Origin of the sequence: Streptomyces sp. NPDC051563 (assembly GCF_044454225.1) — a bacterium.
Classification (GTDB): domain Bacteria; phylum Actinomycetota; class Actinomycetes; order Streptomycetales; family Streptomycetaceae; genus Streptomyces.
Window position 1 is genome coordinate 1 of the sequence record NZ_JBITDL010000017.1, and the last position, 25191, is coordinate 25191.

The 25191-nt window shown below is 70.3% G+C and carries 24 protein-coding genes; 5 read left to right on the top strand and 19 right to left on the bottom strand.

Translation table 11 applies throughout. From position 1 onward, the window contains the following. Positions 1-132: 132 nt before the first annotated feature. From ACIA8F_RS20960 to ACIA8F_RS20980, 5 genes are all read right to left on the bottom strand, one after another. The gene (locus ACIA8F_RS20960; RefSeq protein ID WP_399380703.1) at positions 133-1008 is read right to left on the bottom strand and encodes a DUF4394 domain-containing protein; all 876 of its coding nucleotides are present in this window, start codon (positions 1006-1008) and stop codon (positions 133-135) included. A 198-nt stretch (positions 1009-1206) separates the two neighbouring features. After that, on the bottom strand, positions 1207-1647 hold the full coding sequence (locus ACIA8F_RS20965) for a DoxX family protein (RefSeq protein ID WP_399380705.1): 441 nt from the start codon (positions 1645-1647) through the stop codon (positions 1207-1209). A gap of 15 nt (positions 1648-1662) precedes the next feature. After that, on the bottom strand, positions 1663-2058 hold the full coding sequence (locus ACIA8F_RS20970) for a cupredoxin domain-containing protein (RefSeq protein ID WP_399380707.1): 396 nt from the start codon (positions 2056-2058) through the stop codon (positions 1663-1665). A 165-nt stretch (positions 2059-2223) separates the two neighbouring features. After that, entirely contained in the window at positions 2224-3003 is a 780-nt protein-coding gene (locus ACIA8F_RS20975; RefSeq protein WP_399380708.1) for a ferritin-like domain-containing protein, read from the bottom strand. Further along, positions 3000-3662, bottom strand: a complete 663-nt coding sequence (locus tag ACIA8F_RS20980; RefSeq protein ID WP_399380710.1) for a ferritin-like domain-containing protein — start codon at positions 3660-3662, stop codon at positions 3000-3002. The genes ACIA8F_RS20975 and ACIA8F_RS20980 overlap by 4 nt, the downstream gene beginning before the upstream one ends. 302 nt (positions 3663-3964) lie before the next feature. Between ACIA8F_RS20980 and ACIA8F_RS20985 the strand changes: the two genes are divergently transcribed. Then, positions 3965-5353, top strand: a complete 1389-nt coding sequence (locus ACIA8F_RS20985) for a molybdopterin-dependent oxidoreductase (RefSeq protein WP_399380711.1) — start codon at positions 3965-3967, stop codon at positions 5351-5353. Next, on the top strand, positions 5350-5883 hold the full coding sequence (locus ACIA8F_RS20990) for a hypothetical protein (protein ID WP_399380713.1): 534 nt from the start codon (positions 5350-5352) through the stop codon (positions 5881-5883). The genes ACIA8F_RS20985 and ACIA8F_RS20990 overlap by 4 nt, the downstream gene beginning before the upstream one ends. A 134-nt stretch (positions 5884-6017) precedes the next feature. On the opposite strand, the gene lysA is transcribed toward ACIA8F_RS20990, so the two are convergent. Then, positions 6018-7388: a diaminopimelate decarboxylase gene (lysA, locus tag ACIA8F_RS20995; protein ID WP_399380714.1), complete on the bottom strand. Its 1371-nt coding sequence runs from the start codon at positions 7386-7388 to the stop codon at positions 6018-6020. A 9-nt stretch (positions 7389-7397) separates the two neighbouring features. Continuing rightward, positions 7398-7808, bottom strand: a complete 411-nt coding sequence (locus tag ACIA8F_RS21000) for an SAV_915 family protein (RefSeq protein ID WP_399380716.1) — start codon at positions 7806-7808, stop codon at positions 7398-7400. Positions 7809-8295: 487 nt separating this feature from the next. Between ACIA8F_RS21000 and ACIA8F_RS21005 the strand changes: the two genes are divergently transcribed. Continuing rightward, a complete protein-coding gene (locus tag ACIA8F_RS21005) occupies positions 8296-8532 on the top strand; it encodes a hypothetical protein (RefSeq protein ID WP_399380717.1) in 237 nt (78 codons plus the stop codon). 155 nt (positions 8533-8687) lie between these two features. Here the strand turns inward: ACIA8F_RS21005 and ACIA8F_RS21010 are convergent, their stop codons facing one another. The 8 genes from ACIA8F_RS21010 to kdpF (ACIA8F_RS21045) all read right to left on the bottom strand — a co-directional run bounded on the left by ACIA8F_RS21010 (position 8688) and on the right by kdpF (ACIA8F_RS21045) (position 17766). Then, complete coding sequence (locus ACIA8F_RS21010) at positions 8688-11231, bottom strand: DUF4118 domain-containing protein (RefSeq protein WP_399380719.1); 2544 nt, start codon at positions 11229-11231, stop codon at positions 8688-8690. Between the two features lie 11 nt (positions 11232-11242). Then, positions 11243-11926, bottom strand: coding sequence for a response regulator (locus tag ACIA8F_RS21015; RefSeq protein WP_399380721.1), 684 nt, complete (start codon positions 11924-11926; stop codon positions 11243-11245). 121 nt (positions 11927-12047) lie between these two features. After that, complete coding sequence (locus ACIA8F_RS21020) at positions 12048-12764, bottom strand: potassium-transporting ATPase subunit C (protein ID WP_399380723.1); 717 nt, start codon at positions 12762-12764, stop codon at positions 12048-12050. A gap of 6 nt (positions 12765-12770) precedes the next feature. Beyond that, on the bottom strand, positions 12771-14876 hold the full coding sequence (kdpB, locus tag ACIA8F_RS21025; protein WP_399380725.1) for a potassium-transporting ATPase subunit KdpB: 2106 nt from the start codon (positions 14874-14876) through the stop codon (positions 12771-12773). Next, positions 14873-16537: a potassium-transporting ATPase subunit KdpA gene (gene kdpA, locus ACIA8F_RS21030; protein WP_399380726.1), complete on the bottom strand. Its 1665-nt coding sequence runs from the start codon at positions 16535-16537 to the stop codon at positions 14873-14875. The genes kdpB and kdpA overlap by 4 nt, the downstream gene beginning before the upstream one ends. A gap of 2 nt (positions 16538-16539) precedes the next feature. Continuing rightward, positions 16540-16629 (bottom strand): K(+)-transporting ATPase subunit F, encoded by a 90-nt coding sequence (kdpF, locus tag ACIA8F_RS21035; RefSeq protein ID WP_351374607.1) that lies wholly within the window; start codon positions 16627-16629, stop codon positions 16540-16542. Positions 16630-16872: 243 nt separating this feature from the next. Further along, the gene (locus tag ACIA8F_RS21040; protein ID WP_399380727.1) at positions 16873-17631 is read right to left on the bottom strand and encodes a DUF4118 domain-containing protein; all 759 of its coding nucleotides are present in this window, start codon (positions 17629-17631) and stop codon (positions 16873-16875) included. A 45-nt stretch (positions 17632-17676) separates the two neighbouring features. Then, positions 17677-17766, bottom strand: a complete 90-nt coding sequence (gene kdpF, locus ACIA8F_RS21045) for a K(+)-transporting ATPase subunit F (protein ID WP_399380729.1) — start codon at positions 17764-17766, stop codon at positions 17677-17679. Positions 17767-18008: 242 nt separating this feature from the next. Between kdpF (ACIA8F_RS21045) and ACIA8F_RS21050 the strand changes: the two genes are divergently transcribed. Then, on the top strand, positions 18009-19886 hold the full coding sequence (locus ACIA8F_RS21050) for an APC family permease (RefSeq protein ID WP_399380730.1): 1878 nt from the start codon (positions 18009-18011) through the stop codon (positions 19884-19886). A gap of 477 nt (positions 19887-20363) precedes the next feature. Here ACIA8F_RS21050 and ACIA8F_RS21055 read toward each other — a convergent pair whose 3' ends face one another. Both ACIA8F_RS21055 and ACIA8F_RS21060 read right to left on the bottom strand, forming a co-directional pair. Beyond that, positions 20364-20963: a DUF5994 family protein gene (locus ACIA8F_RS21055; RefSeq protein WP_399380732.1), complete on the bottom strand. Its 600-nt coding sequence runs from the start codon at positions 20961-20963 to the stop codon at positions 20364-20366. A gap of 170 nt (positions 20964-21133) precedes the next feature. Next, a complete protein-coding gene (locus ACIA8F_RS21060; RefSeq protein ID WP_399380734.1) occupies positions 21134-21805 on the bottom strand; it encodes a CBS domain-containing protein in 672 nt (223 codons plus the stop codon). A 232-nt stretch (positions 21806-22037) separates the two neighbouring features. On the opposite strand from ACIA8F_RS21060, the gene ACIA8F_RS21065 reads away from it, so the two are divergent. After that, on the top strand, positions 22038-23126 hold the full coding sequence (locus tag ACIA8F_RS21065; RefSeq protein ID WP_399380736.1) for an alcohol dehydrogenase catalytic domain-containing protein: 1089 nt from the start codon (positions 22038-22040) through the stop codon (positions 23124-23126). Positions 23127-23318: 192 nt separating this feature from the next. Here ACIA8F_RS21065 and ACIA8F_RS21070 read toward each other — a convergent pair whose 3' ends face one another. Then, positions 23319-24188 carry a slipin family protein gene (locus ACIA8F_RS21070; RefSeq protein ID WP_399380738.1) on the bottom strand — a complete coding sequence of 290 codons (870 nt, stop codon included), beginning with the start codon at positions 24186-24188 and terminating at the stop codon, positions 23319-23321. A 160-nt stretch (positions 24189-24348) separates the two neighbouring features. After that, complete coding sequence (locus ACIA8F_RS21075; protein ID WP_399380740.1) at positions 24349-24978, bottom strand: CBS domain-containing protein; 630 nt, start codon at positions 24976-24978, stop codon at positions 24349-24351. Positions 24979-25191 lie beyond the last annotated feature (213 nt).

Here is a 25191-nt window from a genome sequence, read left to right on the forward strand (position 1 = left end):
CGGCTGCCCCGCCCGCCGCCCCCGCCCCCCCCCCGCCCCCGCCCCCCCCCCCGGGGGCGGGGGCGGGGCGCCCGCCCGCGCCCCCCCCCCCCCCCCCCCCCCCCCCCCCCCCCCCCCCCCGCCCGGATGCCGTCAGCCCTGGTTCAGGGGCAGGGCGATGTCGGTGACCTGGCGGTCCTTGGGGAAGGCGCCCAGGTCACGGGCGGCTCCGGTGAGGAGGTTGATCCCGTACAGGCGGAAGGTGCCGCCGGTGTTGAGGGCGGCGAATCCCTGGTTGGTGCCCTGCTTGGGGGCGAAGTAGATGTCGAAGCCCGCGTCGGGGCCGGCGTTGACGCCGAGGTTCCCGGTCGGGGCCAGCATCCCCGCGTTGGCGGGCGACTGGAGGGAGACCCGGTCGGCCATCGTGTCGATGTCGAACAGTGACGTCGCCGTCGCCGCGTTGAGGTCGTTGTTCGTGTACGCGGCGCCGGTGACGCCCATGGCGGTCGAGGGAGGCATCGTCGGGTTGGTGAGGGTGCCGTCGACGGTGGTGGTCAGCGGGGCGGCGTTGTCGTCGATGTTGTGGCGCAGGTTCTGCCCGGTGTCGCTGATGACGCGCAGCCGGTTGGCGGCCGGGTTGAAGTCCACGCCGAACCGGGCTCCGTTCAGGGCGACGGTGAGCTGGGAGACCTTCACGGCCTTGGCGTTGTGGGTGTTCAGGGTGTAGACGCCGCCCTGGTCGCCGACGCCGTAGAGCTTCTCGTTCTGGACCCGGAAGTCGATGCCGATGATCTTGGTGTCGCCCATGAGGCCGGCCGGCTTGCCGATCGACATGGTCTTCGACGGCCGGTCGACCATGAACTCCACCAGTCGCTGGTCGGAGGTCAGCCCGATCGCGGTCAGCGACGTGTGGTCCATCCGGTCCATCCGGTCCATGCCGTGCGGGTCCGCGCCGTCGGCCGCGGCCAGGACGGGCGCGGACAGGGCCGCGGCGATGGCGATCGAGAGGGCGATGGTGCTCTTGCGCATGCGCATTGGGGCTCCCCAGCTGAAGTGTGATCCCGTTCGGGATGCGTGCGGGATCTGGACGGGGTTCGCAGCGCACGGTCATGCGGACGGGCCGAACCCGCGAAGACAACCCGGACGGCGCCATGGTCAGCTTGTCGGGTACGGGCCGGTCGCCTACGGGTTTGTCGGCTACGGGCCTGTCGCCTACGGGCTTGCCGCCTACGGGCCGGTCGGCGCGGGCGCGGACATCCTCGTCCCGCGCAGGGCGGAGGCGAGGCGCCGGGCGGTGCCTCGCAGGGAGAGTGCGGTGGGTGCGAGGACGGCGAGGGCGAGGAAGGCCCAGCAGTACTGGGCGGCGCTCTCGCCGTCGTTCTGCAGGGGCAGGAGGCCGTGGGGCTGGTGTTCGGTGAAGTAGGCGTAGGCCATGGTGCCGGAGCACAGCAGCGCCGCCGGGCGGGTGAGAAGGCCGGTGGCGACGAGGGCGCCCCCGCCGAGTTCGATGAGGCCGGCCCACCAGTAGGGCCACAGGCCCGCCGGCACCGGGGCGTCCTCGAAGAACCCGAAGAGCTTGGCGGCACCGTGGCAGGCGAAGAGGAACCCGGTGACGATCCGGAAGAGCCCCAGCAGGCGCTCGTCGTGGGGACGGGACAGGGGAGACATGGCCACTTCCTGCGATCAGCGGACGGTGAGGGTGCCGGACATGAACTGGTGGATGTCGCAGATGTAGGAGTACTGGCCGCGGGCGCGGGGAGCGGTGAAGGTCGCGCTGCGGCCGGCCTTGATCCTTCCGGTGTCGAAGGTGGCGCGGCCGGTCCCGGTGACGGTGTGCGGGGCGCTGTCCCTGTTGACCACGGTGACGACGGTCCCGGGCGCGACGGTGAGGGAGGCGGGGCCGAACCCGAAGTCCTCGATCACGATACGGGCGGCCGGCGCGGCCTGAACGGGCGCCGACTGCGCACTGGCGGGTGCCAGGAACGCCCCGGCGAGTGCGAGTGCGGCGCAGGCGGCCCGGATCGCGACGGAACGGAGCGCGACCGGGAGCGGGACCTGGACGGAGCTGTGTTTAGGCATGACGAATCGTCCCTTCGGGGGGATCGGGCGACTGGGGAATCGGGGAATCGGGAGATCGGGAGGGAAAGCGAGCCGGACAGGCTGCGCACGCAGAGGCGTACGCAGCCTGTCCGCGAACGGGGGCCGTGGTCGGCCGAGAGCCGGCGTGGCCTCGGGACGGCCTGGTCAGACGGTCAGGAGCGTGGGCTTGGCGGCCCGGTCCGTCTGGAGGAAGGCGTCCGGGACGGGGTATTCGCCGAGGACGAAGTGCAGGATCGCGGCGTGCATGGCCTCGACGGGGGCGATGCTCGCGGCGGTCCGGATCCCCGCGGGGCTGGCGACGTGACCGGCGGCGAACAGGTAGGTCTGCGCCGCCTGGTCCTCCAGGGACAGCGCCAGGCGGGCGACCGCGCCGACGTCCTTGGCCTGGCCCAGGGCCTTGAGCGTGGCGGGCTGGTTCGACAGCGGCACCCCGGTGATCGCGGGCTTTCCGGCGCCGGTCAGGACTGCGTTCCACGCCTTGGCGTGCGCCGCGTGCTGCTCCATGGCGGTCTTCGCGAAGGTGCCCACGGCCGGCGGCACCTTGCCGAGCTTGCCCGCCGCGGCCGCCTTCAGGGCAGCACCGTAGGCACCCACGGCCTGGTTCTCCAGCGCGGCCGCCAGCGCCACCACCTTGAGGTCTCCCTGGTAGGGACTCGGAGCGGCAGCCGCCGAGGATCCCCGGGCGGTGGCGTACGCCTTCGCACCCACCCCGCCCGCCAGAGCGAACGCCGCGGCCGCGATGCCCGCACCGGCGAGGAACCGCCGCCTGTCCGCGTCGGCGGTCCTGATCTCCCCGACGAGCTCGGTCGCGCCGGCTTGCATGGCGGGCAGCGTGTCGAGGTGGGCGTCCTCCATGTCCTTGGTCAGGAGGCTCAGCTCGCGTTCGCCGATGCCGAGCTCCCAGCCGTTCTTCTCGGTGCTCACTTGACGGCTCCTTCGGCGATCGGGGAAGCGTTCTTGACGGGGTAGAAGCCCTCGGGGAAACCGACCGACCCGGCCGCGGCCGGCAGGGCCGCAGCCTTCGTGGGCAGGGCGATCAGCTCCGGCTTCCCGGCACCCAGCAGGGCCCGTACCGCCAGCAGGACCGCCCGGTGCTGCGCCTCGACCGGCGCGATCGACGCGAACAGCGAGCGCAGTCGCGCATCGCGGACGTCCCCGGTGTACTTGGTGTAGGTCTGCGCGGCGACGTCCTCCAGGGTGATCGCCAGCGCCACCACGTCGGCCGGCCCCTTGATCCCGGGCAGGGCCTTCTTCACGATCGCCGCGTACTTGGCGTTCGGCGCCGACTGCGCCTTACCGCCGGCCTGGGTGGCCGCCGCGTTGAAAGCCCGCGCGTGCGCGCTGTGCTGGCTGATGGTGGTGGCGATGAAGGCCGCCACCGTCTTGTTGCCGTGCTTGATGAACGGCAGGCCGGCCGCCTGCTGGTAGACGCCGACCGCGAGGTTCTCCAGCGAGGCCGCGGTCTGCAGCGCCATGACGTCCTCACGCGACACCCGGGCCCCGACCTCGCCCAGCGCGGAACCGGTCATGCGCATCGCGGTGCTGTTCAGATCCTGCGACTTCTCGGTCAGCTGTCCCAGCAACCTGGAATCGATACGGCTCGCGCCCATCACGCCCCATCTCTCGTCCCATATCCACGCAGGCGTTGATCGCCGGCGCATCCACGGCAGGTTCGCGGCGCCGAGCGGTCTGGATGGCCCAATTCACCCGATCGGGCAAGAAACTAAGATCATGTGACGAAGTGGGGCATCCGGCTATGCGGGGTCCGGGTGGCGGCCGTAAGGATCGTGGTGCGTGTCACGAGCCGGGTGAGGGCGTTCGATGCGCGATGTTCTCCTGAAAACAGGCACGCCTGTTCCGCCTGCTATGCACGGAGGTGTCCCGCATGGACCCGAGCGACGGCCCGAGCGACCTGCCGGACGGCACCGATCGGCCGCCTTCGGCCACGGCGAGTCCCGCGCAGGCGCCCTCGCGGGCACCCGTCGCCGAACGGGTACGGGGAGCGTTCGAGCGCGCGCGGGCGGCGGGTCCGCCGCCGGGGCCGGCCCGGCCGGGGTTCTGGCGCAGTCCCCTGCGGGGACCGTGGCTGACCGGGGTGTTCGGGCTCATCCTGCTGTTCGGGGTGATCGTGCTGTTCGTGACGGGACTTCTGTCGTACGCGGCCTACAACCCGGACCTCGCCGCGCGCAACGACCAGACCCCCGACAAGGGGTGGCTCGGGTTCTACCTGTTCACCTGGCCGACGTCGCCGTACTGGCTGTACCGGCTGACGCAGGGCGTGCACACCGTCCTGGGTGTGGTCCTCGTGCCCGTGCTCCTGGCCAAGCTGTGGTCGGTGATCCCGAAGCTGTTCGAGTGGCCGCCGGTCCGCTCCGCCGCACACGCCCTCGAACGGCTGTCCCTGCTCCTCCTGGTGGGCGGGGCCGGTTTCACGTTCGTCACCGGGATCCTGAACATCCAGCTGGACTACGTCTTCCCGGGCTCGTTCTACACGCTGCACTTCTACGGTGCCTGGGTGTTCATGGCCGCGTTCGTGGTCCACGTCGCGTTCCGGCTGCCGCGCGCGGTACGGGCCGTCAGGGCCGGCCGAGATGTCCAGCCCGCAGCTGACTCCGAGGAAGCTGCGGGGCTGGTGTCTCCCCGCCCAGCAGCGGCGACGATCTCTCGGCGGGGCGCGGTGGCGATGGTGGGGGCCGGCTCACTGGCCCTGCTCATGGTCACGGCCGGCCAGAGCATCGGAGGGTGGTGGCGCAAGACCGCCGTACTCGCTCCGCACGGCCGCGACCCCGGCACGGGCCCGAACGGCTTCCAGATCAACAAGACCGCGGCCTCCAGCGGAATCCGGCCCAGCGACATGGGCCCAGCCTGGCGGCTGACCGTACGCGGCGCCGGCCGGCAGGAAGTGCTGACCCGGGACATGCTGCTGGCGATGCCCCAGCGGGAGGCGGCGCTGCCGATCGCGTGTGTGGAGGGATGGTCCACCCCCAACCAGCAGTGGTCCGGCGTACGCCTCACCGATCTCGCCGCCCTCGTCGGACTCGGCACCGACACCCCGCAGGTGCTGGTCGAGTCCGTACAGCGCGGCGGGTCGTTCTCCTCCGTGGTCCTGGCCCCGAACCAGGCGCGCGATGACCGCTCGCTCCTCGCCGTGCGGGTGAACGGGGCGGACCTGTCACCGGACCACGGCTATCCCGCCCGCGTGATCATTCCGGGGGCCCCGGGCGTCCACAACACCAAGTGGGTCACCCGCCTCACCTTCGGAGAACCGGCATGAACCAGCCCACCAGAGGCGCAGCCGGGGCCTTCCGTCGGCGCTACGGGGCCTCCCCGCTCCACCTCCTGCTCACCCTGGCCTGCTTCGCCCTCGCCCTCTACGCCGGCATCCGGTTGCTGAAGGGCGACACCATGGGCGTGGTCATCTGGTTCGTCGGAGCCGCCCTCCTCCACGACCTGGTCCTGCTCCCCGCCTACTCGGTCACCGACCGCGCCGCCCAGGCCCTTCTCGGCACCGCGCCCGCCGAGAACGGCGGCAGGCAGCGGCCGAGCGTGAACCACCTCCGCGTCCCCGCCTTCATCGCGGGCGTCCTGTTCCTCGTCTGGTGGCCGCTGATCCTTCAGCAGGGCGGCCACTACACCGCCTCCACCGGCCTGTCCGCGGACGGCTTCCTCGCCCGCTGGCTCCTGATCACCGCCGGCCTGTTCCTCGCCTCGGCGATCGTCCTGCTCGTACGGACCTGGCTGCGCCTGAGGCCGGAGCGCAAGGCGACCCGGGCTCGGGCGCAGGCCCGCAAGGCCACGAAGTGACGCCCCCCGAAGGGCTCGTCCACCGCTCGCAGGATGTGCGGGTCAGGCGCCGTGCCGGGCCGTGCGTGCGGTGATGCCCGGAGCCGTCCTCCGCCGGGCTGGCATTCGGCGGAGGACGGACGGGGCGAGCGGCCCTACAGGCCGATGTCCCGGCGGTTCATGTCGTCCAGGGATTCACGGCGTACGAGCAGCCGGGCGGAGCCGTCGCGGACCGCGCTCACGGGTGGGCGGCCGACCAGGTTGTAGCCGGAGGCCATGGACAGGTGGTAGGCGCCGGCGGCCGGGACGCCGATGAGGTCCCCGGGGCGTACGTCGCCGGGCAGGGGGATGTCTTCGGCCACGATGTCGCCCGCTTCGCAGTGCCGGCCCACGACCGTGACCGGGGCGGGCGGGGCCGTCGAAGCGCGGCCGATCAGGCGTGGTGCGTACCGGACTCCGTAGAGGGCGGGCCTCGGGTTGTCGCTCATGCCGCCGTCCACGGCGACGAACGTGCGTCCCGAGGTCTCCTTGACGGTGAGGACGCGGTACACGGCGACGCCGGCGGGGCCGACGAGGGCGCGGCCCGGCTCGATGGTCAGGCGGGGGACGGGGAGCTTCGCGTGGGCGCAGCCGTCCGCCAGTTCCGAGCGGACCCGGCGGGCCAGGGCGGCGACGTCGAGGCCGTCCTCGCCGGGGCGGTAGGCGATGCCGTGGCCGCCGCCGATGTTCAGCTGGGGGAGTTCCAGGCCGTGGTGGTCGCGGACCTGGGTCATCAGGCCGACCATGCGGCGCACCGCGGCCAGGTAGGGCTTGACCGAGGTGATCTGGGACCCGATGTGGCAGTGCAGGCCCACGAGTTGGAGGCGGGGCTGCGCCAGGACTCGGGTGATGGCGTGCTGGGCGGATCCGTCGGTGGTGGAGAGGCCGAACTTCTGGTCCTCCGTACCGGTACGGATCTTGGCGTGGCCGCCGGCCGCGATGCCGGGGACGACCCGGATCATGACCTGTTGGCGTTCGCCCCCGGGCACGATGTCGGCGAGGCGAGCGATCTCGGAGGTGCTGTCGAGGACGATGCGGCCGACTCCGAGCCGGACCGCGGTGTAGAGGTCCTCGGGGCTCTTGGCGTTGCCGTGCAGGACGATGCGTTCGGCGGGGAAGCCCGCGGTCATGGCGAGGCCCAACTCGCCGACGGAGCAGACGTCCAGGCCCAGGCCCTCGTCCTCGATCCAGCGGGCCATGGCGCGGCAGAGGAAGGCCTTGGCCGCGTAGATGACGTCGGTGTCCGGGAAGGCGGCGCGGTAGGTGCGGCAGCGGTCGCGGACCTCGCCTTCGTCGAGGACGTAGAGCGGGGTGCCGAACCGGTCGGCGGCTTCGGTGAGGGAGATCCCGGCGACGGTGACGTCGCCCCCGGGGGCGGGGCGGGCCGAGGCGGGCCAGACGCAGAGTCCTCCGGCGGCTTCGGAGGTTTCGGGTGCCGTTATCGGACCCGAGATCCGAGACGGGGAGGAAAGAGAGGTGACGGACATCGTGAGCCCTCAGCCGATCAGGAGGTTCATGCAGGAGACGACCGCGGCGGCCCCGGTCACGCGCAGGGCGCCGACGTGCCGCGGATCCCCGTCGCGCCATGCCGGAAGCGGCTTGGCGGCGAGGGCGGGTACGGGGGCCGGGGCCGAGAACTGCGGGTCGACGGTGAGGCGGCGGACACCCAGCGGTTCGGCCAGGGCCCGCAGAGCGGGCTCGGAGAGCGTGATCCAGGACTGGTCCGCACCCAGGGTGGCGGTGAGCCGCGCCTCGGAGGTGAAGCCGACCGCCGTGCGTTCTCCGGGCGGGGTGCGGAAGAAGCGGGTCGCGCAGCCCGCGGGTCCCGGCCGGACGGGGACGTAGAGGGGTCCGGCCGGGACGGGTTCGGACGGCTCGGGGTCCTCGGGGTGAGCTGTCGTGGACATGGCTTTCCTCCTGGTGGAGAGCGTGCGACGGCGCTCCGGCGGGACGGCCGGGGCGCGCTTCGGCGAAGGTATCCCCGTGCGTGGGGCACCGGCGGGGGTGCTGACGCATGCTTGACGCGCTTTCCCGGATCGCTGATGCGATCCTGACGGGGGCCTTGCGGAACCGCCCGTCAGCGATCGGAGAGCCGGGCCTCTTCCAGGTCCAGCGAACCCCGCAGTCGTCCCCGAGCCGGTCCTGGGCGTGGTCGCGGCGGGCGTGCAGGGAGCGACGGAGCCGTTCGAGCACGGCCTCGGGCGCGGCTTCGAGTCCGGAGAGTTCGTCGAGGCGGTGCAGGCCCGCCCCGGCGAGGCTGAGGCGGGCACCGGCCTCCCTATACGGTCGGCAAGTACGCCTACCCCTGGCGCGGCCGCTGCTGATCCGCATCCAAGCGGCGCTCTCCAGCCCGCTGTTTCGGAAGACCTTCGGACCTCCACGGAGTCGGAACCAATGACTAGTAGTTCGAACGAACCACGCGGTGTCGAAACTGCCGGGGGCGCCCCGGGCAAGGTCGCCCAGCACCGGCGGGCCTCGCTCGCCCTTGTCCTGATGGGCTGCCTGTACGCACTCCTGGGCACGGCGCTCACGTTCGTCAACGGACGCGCATTCGCCGCACCGCTGTTCTGGCTCGCCACCCTGAGTTTCGCGGCAGGCTGGCTGGTGGAACGCCGGTCATCGGCGCAATAGCCGAGAGGCACGGCGTCTCCAGGGCCCCGCACACCGCACACGCGGCGTGCGGGTTCAGCCCTGGCTGCGACTGCTGCAACTGAACCGGCGCTCCTCACACCCCGCCGGAGTGTGTGCGTTGTCGCGGCGCGGCGCGGCCGGGCGCCGCAGCCGTGTCACGTCGTGGCGTCCGTAGGAAGGTCAGGTCGGGTCAGGGGAGTTCCTTGCGTGACGGGCAGGGTGACGACCATGGTGAGTCCGCCGCCGGGGGTGTCTTCGGCGGTGAGGGTGCCGTTCATGGCTTCGAGGAAGCCCCGGGCGACGGCGAGGCCGAGGCCGACTCCCGCGCCGGCGGGCGTGTCTCCGTAGCGCTGGAAGGGTTCGAATATCCGGTCCTTGGCCTCGTCGGGGACTCCGGGGCCGCGGTCGACGACGCGGAGTTCGAGGCGGTCGGCGAGGGCGCTGGCGGCGACGAGGACGCTCTGGCCGAGCGGGCTGTACATGACGGCGTTCTCGACGAGGTTGGCGACGGCCCGTTCCAGGAGGCCGCGGTCGACGGCGACCATGCGCAGGGTTTCGGGGATGTCGAGGACCACGCTGTCGCCGGGGACTCCGGCCAGGGCCATCGGGACGACCTCGTCGAGGTCGGTTTCCCGGATGATCGGGACGACTGTCCCGGTCTGGAGCCGGGACATGTCGAGGAGGTTGCCGATCAGGTGGTCGAGGTGGTCGGCTCCGTCCTCAATGCCTTCCAGGAGCTCGGCCCGGTCCTCGTCGGACCAGTCGACGTCGGTGGAGCGCAGGGAGGTGACGGACACCTTGATGCCGGCGAGGGGGGTGCGCAGGTCGTGGCTGACGGCGGCCAGCAGGGCCGTACGGATCTGATGGCCCTCGACGAGCCGGCGCGCCTCCTCCGCCTCGCCGACCAGCCGCTGGCGGTCGAGTACGACGGCGGCCTGGGCGGCGAAGGCGCCGAGCACGCGGCGGTCCTCGGCGGGCAGTACCCGGCCGGACAGGGCCAGGGCCATGTTCTCGCCGATCGGCATGTCCACGTCGGCGTCCTCGGGACGTGCGACGGGGTTGCGACCGGTGCTGCCCGCGGTGGTCCACGGGGCGACCTCGGTGCCGCGCTCCAGGAGCGCGACCGATTCCATGGCGAAGGTCTCGCGGACCCGTTCCAGCAGGGCGTCGAGGGCGGTATCGCCGCGCAGGATGCTGCCGGCGAGGAAGGAGAGGATCTCGGACTCGGCTCGGAGCCGGGCGGCCTGGTGGGTGCGGCGGGCGGCGAGGTCGACGACGGAGGCCACCGACACGGCCACGCCGACGAAGATCGCGATGGCGACGATGTTCTTGGGGTCGGAGATCGTGAACTCGTGCAGGGGCGGGGTGAAGTAGTAGTTCAGGAGCAGCGAGCCGAAGGCGGCCGACGCGAGGGCGGGGAGGAGCCCGCCGAGGAGCGCCGCCGCCACGGTGAACGTCAGGAACAGCAGCATGTCGTTGGCCAGACCGAGGTCGGGCACGAGCTGGTTCAGCAGGACGGTGAGGAGGGCCGGGCCGGCGACCCCGGCGAGCCAGCCCCGGATGATCCGGGACCGGCCGAGCCGTGCGCCGCGCGCGACGGGGAGTCGGCGGCCCTTGGCGGCTTCGTCGTGGGTGACGATGTGGACGTCGAGGTCGGGTCCGGACTCGCGGGCGACGGTGGCGCTGACGCCGGGGCGGAAGACCGACTGCCAGGAACGGCGGCGGCTGACCCCGAGGACGATCTGGGTGGCGTTGCAGCCGCGGGCGAACTCCAGCAGCGCGTCGGGGACGTTGTCGCCGATGACATGGTGGAAGGTCCCGCCGAGGTCCTCGGCCAGGGTGCGCTGGACGGCGAGTTCCTTGGGGGAGGCGGCGGTCAGCCCGTCGCTGCGGGCGATGTAGACGGCGAGGACCTCGCCGCCGGAGCCCTTCTCGGCGAGGCGGGCGGCGCGGCGGATGAGCGTACGGCCCTCCGGCCCGCCGGTGATGCCGACGACGATGCGTTCGCGGGCCTGCCAGGTCGTACGGATGTCGTGCTCGCCGCGGTATTCCCGGAGGTACTCGTCGACCCGGTCGGCGACCCAGAGCAGGGCCAGTTCGCGCAGGGCGGTGAGGTTGCCGGGCCGGAAATAGTTGGAGAGCGCGGCGTCGACCTTGTCCGGCTTGTAGATGTTCCCGTGCGCCATGCGGCGGCGCAGCGCCTGCGGGGACATGTCGACCAGCTCGATCTGGTCGGCCCGGCGTACCACCTCGTCGGGGACGGTCTCCCGCTGCCGGACGCCGGTGATCGTCTCGACGACGTCGCCGAGGGATTCGAGGTGCTGGATGTTGACCGTGGACACGACGTCGATGCCGGCTTGGAGGAGTTCCTCCACGTCCTGCCAGCGCTTGGTGTTGCGCGAGCCGGGGACGTTGGTGTGGGCGAGCTCGTCGACGAGCGCAACGGCCGGGCGCCGCGCAAGGATCGCGTCCACGTCCATCTCGGTGAACACGGTGTCCCGGTAGTCGAGCTCGCGCCGGGAGAGCTGCTCCAGTCCGTGCAGCATGACCTCGGTGCGCGGACGATGGTGGTGCTCCACGAAGGCGACGACGACGTCGGTGCCGCGCTCCACCCGGCGGTGGCCCTCGGAGAGCATCGCGTACGTCTTGCCGACGCCGGGGGCCGAGCCCAGGTAGATACGAAACGTGCCGCGTCCCATGGTCTTCTACGTCATCCCTCGAAGCGGTAGCCCATGCCGGGCTCGGTGATCAGGTATCTGGGATGCGAGGGGTCGGCTTCCAGCTTGCGCCGCAGCTGGGCCATGTAGACCCGCAGGTAGTTGGTGTGTTCGGAGTACGTCGGTCCCCAGACGTCGAGCAGGAGTTTGCGCTGGCTGATCAGGCGGCCCGGGTTGGTGATGAGGATTTCAAGGAGGTGCCATTCGGTGGGGGTCAGGCGTACGCCGCGTCCGTTGCGGACGACCTTCTTCGCGACGAGGTCGACGGTGAACTCCTCGGTCGTGACCGAGGCGATCTCGTCCGTGGGCGCCGCAACCTCCCGGCGGCGGACGGCGGCCCGCAGCCGGGCGAGGAGCTCATCCATGCTGAACGGCTTCGTGACGTAGTCGTCGGCCCCGGCGTCCAGGGCGCGGATCTTCTCCTCTGAGGTGTGGCGGGCGGAGAGGACGAGGATCGGAACCCCGCTGGATTCCCGTACCTCCTTGATGACGTCGATGCCGTCCATGTCCGGCAGGCCGAGGTCCAGCAGGATGACGTCGGGTGTGCGGGCGGCTGTCAGTCTCAGGGCGGTGTTTCCGTCGGAAGCCGTCACGACCTCGAACTTCCGTGCCTCCAGGTTGATCCTGAGCGCGCGGACGAGCTGGGCGTCGTCTTCCACCACCAGCACCTTGGTCATCGGTGTGGGGCCTTCCTCTTTCGGTGGGTACGGGCCGGAGCCGGCGGGATCGCGGGGTCCTCCCCGCGGTGACTGGGGAGCTCCGTGTCCCGTCGGCTCCGGACCCGTGCGGTGCGGGACGTCAGCTCTTGGCCAGTGCCTTGAGGGCGGTGTTGAGTTCGAGGACGTTGACGCGGGGTTCGCCCATGAAGCCGAGGGTGCGGCCGGTGGTGTGGTCGGCGACGAGCTTCTCGATCTGCTTGACGTCGAGCTTGTTGTGCTCGGCGACGCGGTGGATCTGGAGCTTCGCGTACTCGGGGGAGATGTCGGGGTCGAGGCCGGAGCCGGAGGAGGTGACGGCGTCGGCCGGCACGTCCTGCGGCTTGACCGTGTACGACGCGGTCGTGTTGTCCGCGATCACGGCGTCCTTGGCGGCGATGACCTGAGCGCAGAGAGTGCCCTCCTCCGCCTGGTCGGTGCACTTGCCGTTGACGGCACCGTTGTCGGCCGAGCGGTTGGTGGCTCCGGAGAGGATCAGCGAGTACCGCGTGTTCACGGAGTTGGAGCCGAGGCCGTTGGAGGGGCGCGGCTGGAACCACTTCAGGTCCGGCTTGGCCGCCTCCTCCGCGTCGTTCGGGTCCTGCTTCGGGAGGGTGTAGGTCTGCCCGATCAGGGAGGAGCCGACGACCTGGCCGCTCCTGTCCTTGATCTCGGAGCCGTTGGCCTTGTGGCCGAAGGCGGCCTGGGCGATGCCCGTGACGGCGAGCGGGTAGATGACCCCGCAGATCACGGTGAGAACGAGGAGGGCGCGCAGCCCGGCGCCGAGCAGGCGGGCGGTGTTGCCCAGGGAGTTGTTCATCGCAGATCAGCCGATTCCGGGGATGAGGGAGATGAGGAGGTCGATGACCTTGATGCCGATGAACGGGGCGATGAGTCCGCCGAGTCCGTAGATCCCGATGTTCCGGCGGAGCATCTTGTCGGCGCTGGTCGGCTTGTACTGGACGCCCTTGAGGGCGAGCGGTACGAGCGCGATGATGATCAGCGCGTTGAAGATGACGGCGGAGAGGATCGCCGACTCGGGCGAGGACAGGCCCATGATGTTGAGCTTGTCCAGGCCCGGGTAGACCACCGCGAACATGGCGGGGATGATCGCGAAGTACTTCGCGACGTCGTTGGCGATGGAGAAGGTGGTCAGCGCACCCCGCGTGATCAGCAGCTGCTTGCCGATCTCGACGATCTCGATGAGTTTGGTGGGGTTGGAGTCGAGGTCCACCATGTTCCCGGCCTCCTTGGCGGCCGAGGTGCCGGTGTTCATGGCCACACCCACATCGGCCTGTGCCAGTGCCGGAGCGTCGTTCGTGCCGTCACCCGTCATCGCGACGAGCTTTCCGCCGGCCTGCTCCCGCTTGATGAGGGCCATCTTGTCCTCGGGGGTGGCCTCGGCGAGGAAGTCGTCGACCCCGGCCTCCTCCGCGATGGCCTTCGCGGTGAGCGGGTTGTCGCCGGTGATCATGATGGTCTTGATGCCCATGCGCCGCAGTTCGTCGAAGCGTTCGCGCATACCCTCCTTGACCACGTCCTTGAGGTGGATGACCCCCAGGACCCGGGCGCCCTTCTCGTCCTCGACGGCGACCAGGAGGGGGGTGCCGCCGGCCTCGGAGATCCGGCTGGCGAGGAGATCGGCATCGTCTGAGACGCGACCGCCCTGCTCCGTGACCCAGGTGATGACCGAACCTGCCGCGCCCTTACGGGTCTTCCTGCCGTCCACGTCCACACCCGACATACGGGTCTGCGCGGTGAAGGCGATCCACTCGGCACCTGTCAGCTCGCCCTGGTGGCGTTCGCGCAGACCGTACTTCTCCTTCGCGAGCACCACGATGGAGCGGCCCTCGGGGGTCTCGTCCGCGAGGGAGGAGAGCTGCGCGGCGTCCGCCAGCTCGGCTTCCGACGTGCCCTTCACCGGGACGAACTCCGATGCCTGGCGGTTGCCCAGGGTGATCGTGCCGGTCTTGTCGAGCAGCAGGGTGGAGACGTCGCCGGCGGCTTCCACCGCTCGGCCGCTCATCGCCAGGACGTTGCGCTGGACCAGGCGGTCCATGCCCGCGATGCCGATCGCGGAGAGCAGCGCGCCGATCGTCGTCGGGATCAGGCACACCAACAGCGCGGTCAGTACGATCATCGACTGCTTGGCGCCCGCGTAGATCGCGAAGGGCTGGAGGGTGACGACTGCGAGCAGGAAGACGATCGTCAGGGACGCGAGCAGGATGTTGAGCGCGATCTCGTTCGGCGTCTTCTGCCGGGCGGCGCCCTCGACGAGGGCGATCATGCGGTCGATGAAGGTTTCGCCGGGCTTGGTGGTGATCTTGATGACGATGCGGTCGGAGAGGACCTTCGTGCCGCCCGTGACCGCGCTTCGGTCGCCGCCGGACTCCCGGATGACCGGGGCCGATTCGCCGGTGATGGCCGATTCGTCGACCGACGCGACACCCTCGACGACGTCTCCGTCGCCCGGGATGATGTCCCCGGCTTCACAGACGACCAGGTCGCCGATCTTGAGCTCGGTACCGGGCACCTGCTCCTCGGTCCGGCCGTCCGAGGACAGGCGCCGGGCGACGGTGTCGGTCTTGGCCTTGCGCAGGGTGTCGGCCTGCGCCTTGCCACGGCCCTCCGCGACCGCTTCCGCGAGGTTGGCGAAGATGGTGGTCAGCCACAGCCAGGCGGTGATCGCCCAGCCGAACCAGTCGGTCGGGTCCTTGATCGCCAGGACGGTGGTGACCACCGAGCCGATCAGGACGACGAACATGACCGGCGACTTGATCATGACGCGCGGGTCGAGCTTGCGGACGGCGTCCGGGAAGGACTTCAGCAGCTGCTTCGGGTCGAAGAGGCCGCCGCCCACGCGTCCGCCGTCCGGCTTGTGGCCGGTGGGCACGTCCTGGTGCGGAGCCCTTGTGGGCGTGGCGGTGCTCATGAGGCGAGCCCTTCGGCGAGCGGGCCCAGCGCCAGGGCCGGGAAGTAGGTGAGTCCGGTGATGATGATGATCGTTCCGACGAGGAGGCCCGCGTAGAGCGGCTTGTCGGTGCGGAGGGTGCCTGCCGTCTCGGGGACGGGCTTCTGCTCGGCCAGCGAGCCGGCCAGGGCCAGGACGAACACCATGGGCAGGAAGCGGCCCAGCAGCATGGCGATGCCGATGGTGCTGTTGAACCACTGGGTGTCGGCGTTCAGGCCGGCGAAGGCCGAGCCGTTGTTGTTGGCGCCCGAGGTGTAGGCGTAGAGGATCTCGGAGAAGCCGTGCGCCCCGCTGTTGGTCATGGAGTTGCCCGGGGTGGGCAGGGCCATGGCGGCCGCGGTGAAACACAGCACGAGGGCCGGGGTGATGAGGATGTAGCAGGCGGCGAACTTGATCTGCCGGGTGCCGATCTTCTTGCCCAGGTACTCCGGCGTGCGGCCGACCATCAGGCCGGCGATGAACACCGCGATGATCGCCATGATCAGCATGCCGTAGAGGCCGGAGCCGACGCCGCCGGGCGCGATCTCGCCGAGCTGCATGCCCAGCAGCTGGATCCCGCCGCCGAGGCCGGTGTACGAGGAGTGGAACGAGTTGACCGCACCCGTGGACGTCAGGGTGGTCGCCACGGAGAAGATCGCGGAGGCGGCGATGCCGTACCGGGTCTCCTTGCCCTCCATCGCCCCGCCGGCCGCGTCGAGTGCCGGGCCGTGGTGGGCGAATTCGGTCCACATCATCAGGCCGGTGAAGCCGACCCAGATGATGGCCATGGTCGCGAGGATCGCGTAGCCCTGCCGCAGGTTTCCGACCATGCGGCCGAAGGCGCGGGTCATCGCGAAGGGGATGACCAGGATCAGGAAGATCTCGAAGAGGTTCGAGAAGGGGGTCGGGTTCTCGAAGGGGTGGGCGGAGTTGGCGTTGAAGTAGCCGCCGCCGTTCGTACCCAGCTCCTTGATGACCTCCTGCGAGGCCACCGCCCCGCCGTTCCACTGCTGCGTACCGCCCAGGAACTGCCCGACCTCGTGGATGCCGGAGAAGTTCTGGATGACGCCGCACGCGACGAGGACGAGCGCGCCGATCACGGACAGCGGGAGCAGGATGCGGACGGTGCCGCGCACCAGGTCCGACCAGAAGTTGCCGAGCTCACCGGTACGCGACCGCGCGAAGCCCCGTACGAGGGCCACCGCGACGGCCATGCCGACCGCCGCCGAGACGAAGTTCTGCACCGCGAGGCCGCCGGTCTGGACGACGTGGCCCATGGCCTGCTCGCCGTAGTACGACTGCCAGTTGGTGTTCGCCACGAAGGAGGCGGCGGTGTTGAACGCCTGGTCCGGGTCGATCGCGGAGAAGCCGAGCGAGCCGGGCAGGATCCCCTGGGCCCGCTGGAGGCCGTAGAGGAAGAGGACGCTCACGGCGGAGAAGGCGAGGACGCCGCGCAGGTAAGCGGGCCAGCGCATCCCGGCGTCGGGGTTGGCGCCTATGGCCTTGTAGATCCACTTCTCCGGCTTGTAGTGCTTCTCGGAGGAATAGACCTTGGCCATGTAGTCGCCGAGGGGTCGGTAAGCCAGTGCGAGCGCGGCGATCAGCGCGAGCAGCTGGAGCACACCAGCGGTAACGGGGCTCATGCTCAGAACCTCTCCGGGTACACAAGGGCGAGGATCAGATAGCCCAGCAGCGAGACGGCCACGACGAGGCCGACGATGTTCTCGACGGTCACAGCTTGGCCACCCCTCGGGCGATGAGAGCCACCAGCGCGAACACCGCGACCGTGGTGACGACGAAGGCCAGGTCGGCCATCGTGAGCTCCTGAGTGAAGAAGGGAAGAAATGAATCGGCCAGATGGCCGATGACGACGAGACAACCGTGTCTTCACCCAGGTGTTAAGACGCCTTGACGGGGTCCTTACGGCGGCGGCGGAACCCTTGACGCCGCCCTTACGCGGCGGTGCACCTACGGGCGGTCAGCCCTGGTGGGACAGGCCGGCGGAGTCCAGGGCCGCACCGGCCTGTGCGGCCAGGGCGACGGCCACCAGTCGGGCCTCCTCGGTGGGAAGCGGGCGGCCCGGATGCGGTTCGAGGAGGAAGCGCCCGTAGTAGTGCCCGCCGCCGACGGCGCGCAGCTCCGTCTCACCCTCGGGCCAGTCCGCGTACTGAGTGATCCGGGTCCCGCGGCGCAGCCACAGGCCGCCGCCGTGTTCGAGCCGGGGCAGGTTGCCCATCAGGGTCCCGTACTCGAAGCGACAGCTCCGCAGCCCCAAGAGTCCGACCAGCTCACGTCGTACGTACTCGACCACGTCCTCGGGGGAGCCGCCGTCCTCGGCCAGCCGGGCGGTCCCCTGGAGGCTCGACAGGTGGGCGGTGTCGGTGACGACGACGGCCTGGAGGCGACGGGTGCGTACGGCGAGCTGCGAGACGATCAGGCCCACGGCGAGCAGCAGGACCGCTGTCCCGACGTCCCCGCGGTCCGTGATGGCGAACCGCTGATAGGGCTCGGTGAGGAAGAAGTCGAACCAGGCCGCCGCCGAGAGCGCGGCCAGCGCTCCGGCGGTCCTTGTGCCCATGGAGGCGACCGCGACCACCGCGACGACCAGGATCAGCGCGGCGTTCGTCGACGAGAGGTCCGTGCGGAAGGGCACGAGCAGGAGCGCCACCAGGAGGGGGACGACGAGGCCCGCGGTCAGAGCGAGGTGATCGCGGAAACGGAACCAGTAGCCGGACATGTGAAGCCTCCCGTCCGGACGAGCCGATCCTGACGCAGCGTGCCGTCAGAACTCGTCGGGCCTGATCAGTGCGACGACGAGGTAGCCGAGCAGTGCCAGGGCGATGACCAGGCCGACCACGCTCTCCGCGTCCATAAGGGGCTCTCCTCGTGGGTTCCGGTCGGGCTGGTGCCGCCCACATCAAGCGTGCACCTCCACAGAGCCGGGGCAACGCGCGACGGCACCTCTTGATGGACCTCATACGCCTCCGTCCCCTGCGCGTATGAATCACGTGAAGACTTGCCGGGCGTGCGTATGGAACGCGGCAAGGGTGCTGGCGGCCGTCTCCTGCGCGCTCGACGCTGTCCTGACTTTGCCCACTCGGAGGGATCGGCGTCATGGCCATACAGGTAGGAAGAGCGACCACGGCAGTTCAGGGGCCGAGCCAGGAGCAGCCTCCTGATACGGGCGCGACGGTGGCCGGCGACCGGCACAAGCTGACGGCGCTCCAAGGCCTCGCCGCGCTGTCGCTCGACGCGATGGCGTCCGTCGCGTACGGGCCGGAGTCGATCGTGCTCGTGCTGGCCGCGGCCGGCGCGTACGGGATGGGCTTCACCCTCCCCGTGACCCTGGCGATCGCCGTGCTCCTGGCCGTGCTGGTCGCCTCCTACCGGCAGGTGATCGCCGCCTTCCCGGACGGCGGCGGCTCGTACGCGGTCGCCAAGCGGCACCTGGGCCGACGGACCAGCCTGGTCGCCGCCGCCTCGCTGATCCTCGACTACGTCCTCAACGTCGCGGTGTCCGTCACCGCGGGCGTGGCCGCCCTGACCTCGGCCTTCCCGGGCCTGCACGCCGAACGGGTGTGGATCTGCCTCGGCGTGCTCGTGCTGGTCACCGCCGTGAACCTGCGCGGGGTCGTCGACTCCGCCAAGGCCTTCCTCGTACCGACCGCGCTCTTCGTCGGCTCCATCCTGGCGATGATCACCGTCGGCCTCTTCCGCGACGGCCCGGTCAGCACCGCCTCCGCCGCCGGACACGCCTCCGCGCTCGGCGAGGGCGCCACCGCCGTCGGCGCGCTCCTGCTCCTCAAGGCCTTCGCCGCCGGCTGCTCGGCCCTCACGGGCGTCGAGGCCGTCGCCAACGCCGTACCGTCCTTCCGCGCCCCGGCCGCCCGCCGCGCGCAGCGCACCGAGGTCGCACTCGGCGCCCTCCTCGGCGTCATGCTGATCGGCCTCTCGATCCTCATCGGCCGCTTCCACCTCCAGCCCGTGGAGGGCGTCACCGTCCTCGCCCAGCTCGCCGACGCCTCCTTCGGCCACAACGCGGCCTTCTACGTGGTCCAGTTCGCCACGATGGTGCTGCTCGCGCTCGCGGCGAACACCTCCTTCGGCGGGCTGCCCGTCCTGATGAGCCTGCTGGCCCGGGACAACCACCTGCCGCACTTCTTCGCCCTCAAGGCCGACCGCCAGGTCCACCGGCACGGCGTCGTCTGGCTGGCGCTCGTCTCGGCAGCGCTGCTGGTCTTCTCGGGCGGTGACACCAACACGCTCGTCCCGCTCTTCGCCATCGGCGTCTTCGTCGGCTTCACCATCTGCCAGGTCGGCATGGTCCTGCACTGGAACGGCGAACGCCCGAAGGGCTGGCAGGCCAAGGCGGCCCTCAACGGTTCGGGTGCGCTGCTCACCGGAGTCTCCGCCGTGGTCGTGACCGCCACCAAGTTCACCGAAGGAGCCTGGCTGATCGTCCTGGCCCTGCCGCTCATCGTCCTCGGCTTCGAGAAGATCCACCGCGCCTACGCCGAGATCGGCGAGCGCCTCGAACTCGGCCGGGTCCCGCAGCCGCCGCACCGTTCCCGGTCGCTCGTCGTGGTGCCCGTCTCCGGGCTCTCGAAGCTGACCTGCCAGGCCCTCACCGCGGCCCGCTCCCTCGGCGACGACGTCCTCGCCGTCACCGTCACCCACCCCGCGGACGAGGACCGGACATCGGCCGAAGCGCTGCGCAGGGACTGGGAGTTGTGGAACCCCGGAGTCGAGCTCATCGAGGTCCCCTCGGACACCCGCTCGCTCGGCCGCCCCGTGTCCGCGTACGTCCGCACGCTCGCGAAAACGCACCCGCAGGCGCAGATCACCGTACTCATCCCGGAGACCGAACCCGCCCACCTGTGGCAGCGGATGCTCCAGAACCAGCGCGGCTCCGTCGTCGCCCACGCCGTTCGCCGCGATACGGACGCGGTCATCTGCAGGCTGCGCTTCCGGATCACCGACGGCGCACGCTGACGTGCCCTTGACGGCGGTCTGACGCGTCTCGTGCACCGCCGTCAAGGGGGTGCCGCATGATCTCTCCGCAGGCCGGCGAAAGGTGGAACGGGCGGTCAGACACCTTTTTCCATGGCTTTAGAAGAAGCCGAGCTTCTTCGGGGAGTAGGACACGAGAAGGTTCTTCGTCTGCTGGTGGTACAGGAGAGACACCCATGCTGACTAGGGGAAACGGCAGTTGGTGCGGCTCCTTGGCGGGGGCTGGTCCGGAAATGGTCCGGATCTTGGTAGCTGCCGGCAGCGGATGCCGCCTGGAATGAGGTGGCGTGCTGAGCGGCCTGGACGACCCGTTCGGGTTCGGTCAGATCTCCCTTCGGTAAGGTCTGCCAGGTTTTCGTAAAACTCGTCGACCTGCTGCGGTGTCGGGGCGTCGTCGCCGTCCATCAAGCCGCAGGGCCAGACCCGGCAATTCCCACCGGACGAGGGTGTTCACGGTGCTCACCACCAGGCGCCTGCGGACAGCGGGCCGACCGGTTGCCTGGCAGGGGGCCCCGTGGGGGACATGCATGCTCCGCCTTCACTTTCCCAGGCGTCTTCTCGGTTCCGGACGTCGGGCCTTCGGCCGATGACGGCTTCGGCGGCGATCAGCGCGCCCGCGGTGAGGACGCTGCCGGGGACGGAGGCCGCTGCCATGAGGCGGGCCGCGGCGGCGGGTGTGGTCTGGGGCGGGATGACGAGGAGGTCCCAGCGGCCGACGGTGTAGGAGAGCAGGATCAGTTTGTCGGGGTCTTGTTCGGTGAACCAGCCCACGTGCAGGGTGTGTCCGGCGACGGGCACCTTGGGCGGGATGACCGGCCAGCGGGAGGGGTTCACGGTGACGCGGGTGATGCGGCCCCAAGGCTCGGCCAAGGCGGCTGCAAGGACTGGGAGTTCGGCTTCGAGGTCGCGGGAGCGGGGCCACCAGGCGCCGTCCAGCTGTCCGGCGAGGGCGGTCTTCGGCGTGAGCACGAGGCGAGCGGGGCGAGGAGGCGCGGCAGCGGCGGGCACAGGAGGCGCGGGTGAGGTGGCAGCTGTGGCGTGTTCCAGGGCGATGGTCATGGTGGGAGACCTGTCCCCGGGCCGCCCGCAGTTCGACGGCCCGGCGTATTGATCGCCGGAAATGACACCTGAGTTGCATCCGGTGCGCGGAGTACTCCCGGTACTTCCACCGTACTCCGGTGCGGAGATCAAGAGGGGTTCTGACCAGGTATTTCGGCTGAGGTGGAGGTTCATACTCCGGCCGTTTGCGCGGCCGACGTGGTCAGGGCGCAGTTGACGTCGACCACGCCTTCCACGGCGCGTGCGAGCCGTGCTGCCACGGGAATGAGCGAGCCGTTGAGGATTCCCCCGGAGAGGGTGACCACGCCGTGGCAGACATCGACCCGCACCCTGTGCTGTGCGAGGGGGAACAGCCGGCCGACCACCTCGCGCCGTACCTCGTCAGCCAGTTCACTGTCCGGCCGAAGGAACACCTTGAGGAGATCGGTGCGGCTGACGATGCCCTGGAGGGCGCCGGCCGGGTCGACGACCAGGAGTCGTTTGATGTGCCGTTCCGCCATGATTCGGGCCGCCCGGGGGAGGGTGGTGTCGGGCGGAACGGTGACGGCGGGGGTCGTCATCAGGTCCTGGGCCAGGGTCGAGCCTGCTTTCAGCGTGTCACCGAGCCGCTTCATCTGTTCGATGAGACCGGTGTCGTGATCGCGGAATGCCTCCTTCGGAAGCAGATCGGCTTCGGAGACCACACCGATGACCCTGCTCGCGCCCTCGCCTTCGACGACCGGTACTGCCGTTACCCGCCGCTCGTTCATGACGGCGACGATCTCTTTGAACTCGGCGAGCGGCGTGACGCTGACGACGACTCTCGTCATCACGTCGCGGACGAGATGCGGACTGGAGTTCATTGCGTGGTCCTCGATGAGAAGGCGGGATCTTTCTCCGGGCTGGCCTGGAGGGCGGCGGCGTCCTCCAGGCGTAGGAGATACCGCTTTCCCACCATCACACCTCCATGTCCAGGTTCCGACGGGCCTATCAGGCCCCGGTGCGGGCCCGTCCGGCCCTGTCCGGAACGCGAGAGGCGGCGACAGCATGAGGTGACCTTTTACGGAAGCACGGAACACCTAGAGAGGTGGCGTCATGAAGGCACTCGTCTTCCAGGAGCGGGGGCGCACCGCATGGCAGGACGTGCCGGACCCGAGCATCAAGGACCCGGGCGACGTGATCGTGCGCGTCGACGTCGTGAGCATCTGCGGTACGGACCTGCACATCGTCAAGGGTGATCTGCCGGAGGTGGACCCCGGCCGGGTGCTCGGACACGAGGCCGTGGGCACGGTGGTGGAGTGCGGTGGCGATGTCCGCTCGGTGCGGCCCGGCGACCGGGTGCTGGTGTCCTGTATCTCCTCGTGCGGCCGGTGCCGGTTCTGCCGTGAGAGCCGCTACGGACAGTGCCTTGGGGGTGGCGGCTGGGTGCTCGGCCATACGATCGACGGCACCCAGGCCGAGTACGTCCGCGTGCCGTTCGCCGATCTCTCCGTGCACGCGTTGCCGAGCACGGTCGACGGCGCCGACGCCGTCCTGCTGGCGGACATCTTCCCCACCTCCTACGAGGTGGGAGTGCTGAACGGCAGCGTGCGGCCCGGGGACACCGTCGTCGTGGTCGGCGCCGGACCCGTGGGACTCGCGGCCGTCGCCACGGCCCGGCTCTTCTCGCCGGCCCGTGTCATCGTCGTCGACCTCGCGCCGTCCCGGCTGGCGAAGGCGCGGGAGCTGGGGGCGGACGTGGTCGTGAATGCCGCCGAGGAGCCGGAAATGCTCGTGCGGGACCTGACCGACGGTCTCGGCGCGGACGTGGTGATGGAGGCCGTCGGCGTGCCCGAGACCTTCGAGATGTGCACCCGCATGGTCCGTCCGGGCGGCCGGGTGGCGAACATCGGAGTCCACGGCAAGCCCGCGACCCTGCACCTCGAGGACCTATGGATCAAGGACGTCACCATCACCACCGGACTCGTGGACAGCTCCTCCACTCCGATGCTGCTGCGCATGCTGGCGGCCGGACGGCTGCCGGCCTCCTCGCTGATCAGCCATCGTTTCGAGCTGGGACAGATGGAAGAGGCGTACGAGGTCTTCTCACGCGCCGGCGAGACCGGCGCGTTGAAGGTCGTACTGGGTGAGCCGCGCCACGACGACCTGGTCGTATCGAACCCGTCGCGGGTCCAGAGGGCCTGACGGCCCCGCTGCGTCACGTCGCCGGCGTCGGTGAGGTGGGGCCGGTCGGCCCCCGGGTCTGTCCGCGTTGGCCCTGCCCCGCGGATAGTCCACGGGGGGACCGTGAAGTGCGGAGCTCGTCCGGCTCTGCTTTCGATAGCCGGCGCCGCTGTGCGGAGGCAACATCCTCCGCACAGCGGCGCCGATTGTCGGCTAGACGCTCTTCGCGGCCCCGTTGGACTGGGGCGGGGCGGGGATCTTCGCGGCGAGTTCCGAGATCGGCGGCGCCTGGACAGGGGAGGCCGCGGTGGCGGCGGAGGTTTCGCGGGCGAGGAAGGCGCCGAGTTCGCCGATGGTGCTCATCAGCGGTGCGGGGAAGACCACGGTGGTGTTCTTGTCTACGCCGATCTCCACCAGGCTCTGCAGGTTGCGCAGTTGGAGGGCGAGGGGGTGGGCCATCATCGTGTCGGAGGCGTCGCCGAGTGCGGCGGCGGCCAGCGATTCGCCCTCCGCGTTGATGATCTTGGCCCTCTTCTCCCGTTCGGCCTCGGCCTGGCGGGCCATGGCGCGCTTCATGCTGTCGGGCAGCTGGATGTCCTTCAGTTCGACGAGGGTCACTTCGACGCCCCATTCGGCGGTGGTGACGTCGAGGATCTCCCGGATGCCGAGGTTGATGCGGTCGGTCTCCGACAGGGTTTCGTCGAGGGTGTGCTGGCCGACGACCTTGCGCAGGGTGGTCTGGGCGATCTGGTTGATGGCCGGGCCCACGCTCTCGATGGCGATGACCGACTTCGTGGCGTCGACGACGCGGAAGTAGGCGACCGCGGAGACGTCGACGCTGACGTTGTCGCGGGTGATGATGCCCTGGGACTGGATGGGCATGGTGACGATCCGCAGGGACACCCGGTGCAGGACATCGGCGAACGGCACGATGACCCGCAGGCCCGGCGCGCGGGTCCCGGTGAGCCGGCCGAAGCGGAACAGCACGCCCTGCTCGTACTGCTTGACGATCTTCAGGGCCATCGGCAGCCCTATCAGGGCTACCACGGCCATGGCGATCAGCGCGAAGATCAGGACTTCCATGAAGGTGCTCCTCACGAAGTGCGGTGGCGGAGCGAGGGGATGACCCGGGTCCGTCTGCAGGGCTCCGTACCGGTGTGACCGGAGGCGGTGAGCCTGCCTCGTCTCCATGCTCGCGCGGTGCGAGTGGGGCGGGCAGGGGCCGAACGGGCCACACCCCGGATCAGCGGGGTACGTCCTCGGTACCGCGGTCCACTGGAGCGGTGCGGGTGCGGGTGTCTTCGGAGTGGGCCGCGAGCCGGTCGATGACCGCGACCACGCCGTCCAACTGTCCGGCGAGCCGGAGAGCGACGGGGATCTGACTGCTCTTGGGCAGCCGGCCGGCCAGGGTGACTACCCCGTCCGCGACGCTCACGCTCACGGAGTCGGCGCCGATGCCCATGGTGTCCGCCAGCACGTCCTCGACCAGTACCCGGCGTATCTCGTGGTCCGGGCGGAGGAACACGCGCAGCAGGTCGCGGCGGGTCACGATGCCGACCAGACGGTCCTCGTCGTCGATCACCGGCAGGCGGGTCACTCCGCGCCGGGTGATGAGGCGGGCGGCCTCGGTGACCGTCTGTTCGGCATGGATGGTGACGGCCGGGGCAGTCATCAAGTCCTGAGCGGTGAGGTGGTCTTGGACGAGCAGATCGGTCCGCGAGATGACCCCGAGGACGCGTTCGTCGGAATCCACGACCGGTACGCCGCTGATGTCGTGCTCGACCAGCAGCGCGGCCACGTCCGTGGAGGGTGTCCTTCCGAGGACCGAGACGACCTCATCGGTCATCAGGAAGCCGACTTTGGCGTGCTTCATCTGTGGCCCTCCTGTCGGCTTCGGTCGGCGAGAGCATCGTGCGGAGCGCCCTCATCAGCCACCATCCGCCCCGTACGCCCGCGGGGCGAGGGGCCGAACGGTCCTCTGTCAGGCCTGATCGGTCCCCTGCGGTGCACGACCGGTGAGGCGGCGCGGCGGGCAAGGGACCTTCGGTCCCTTGACTGACCCTTGCGGCCCATTCCTCGCGCGGGC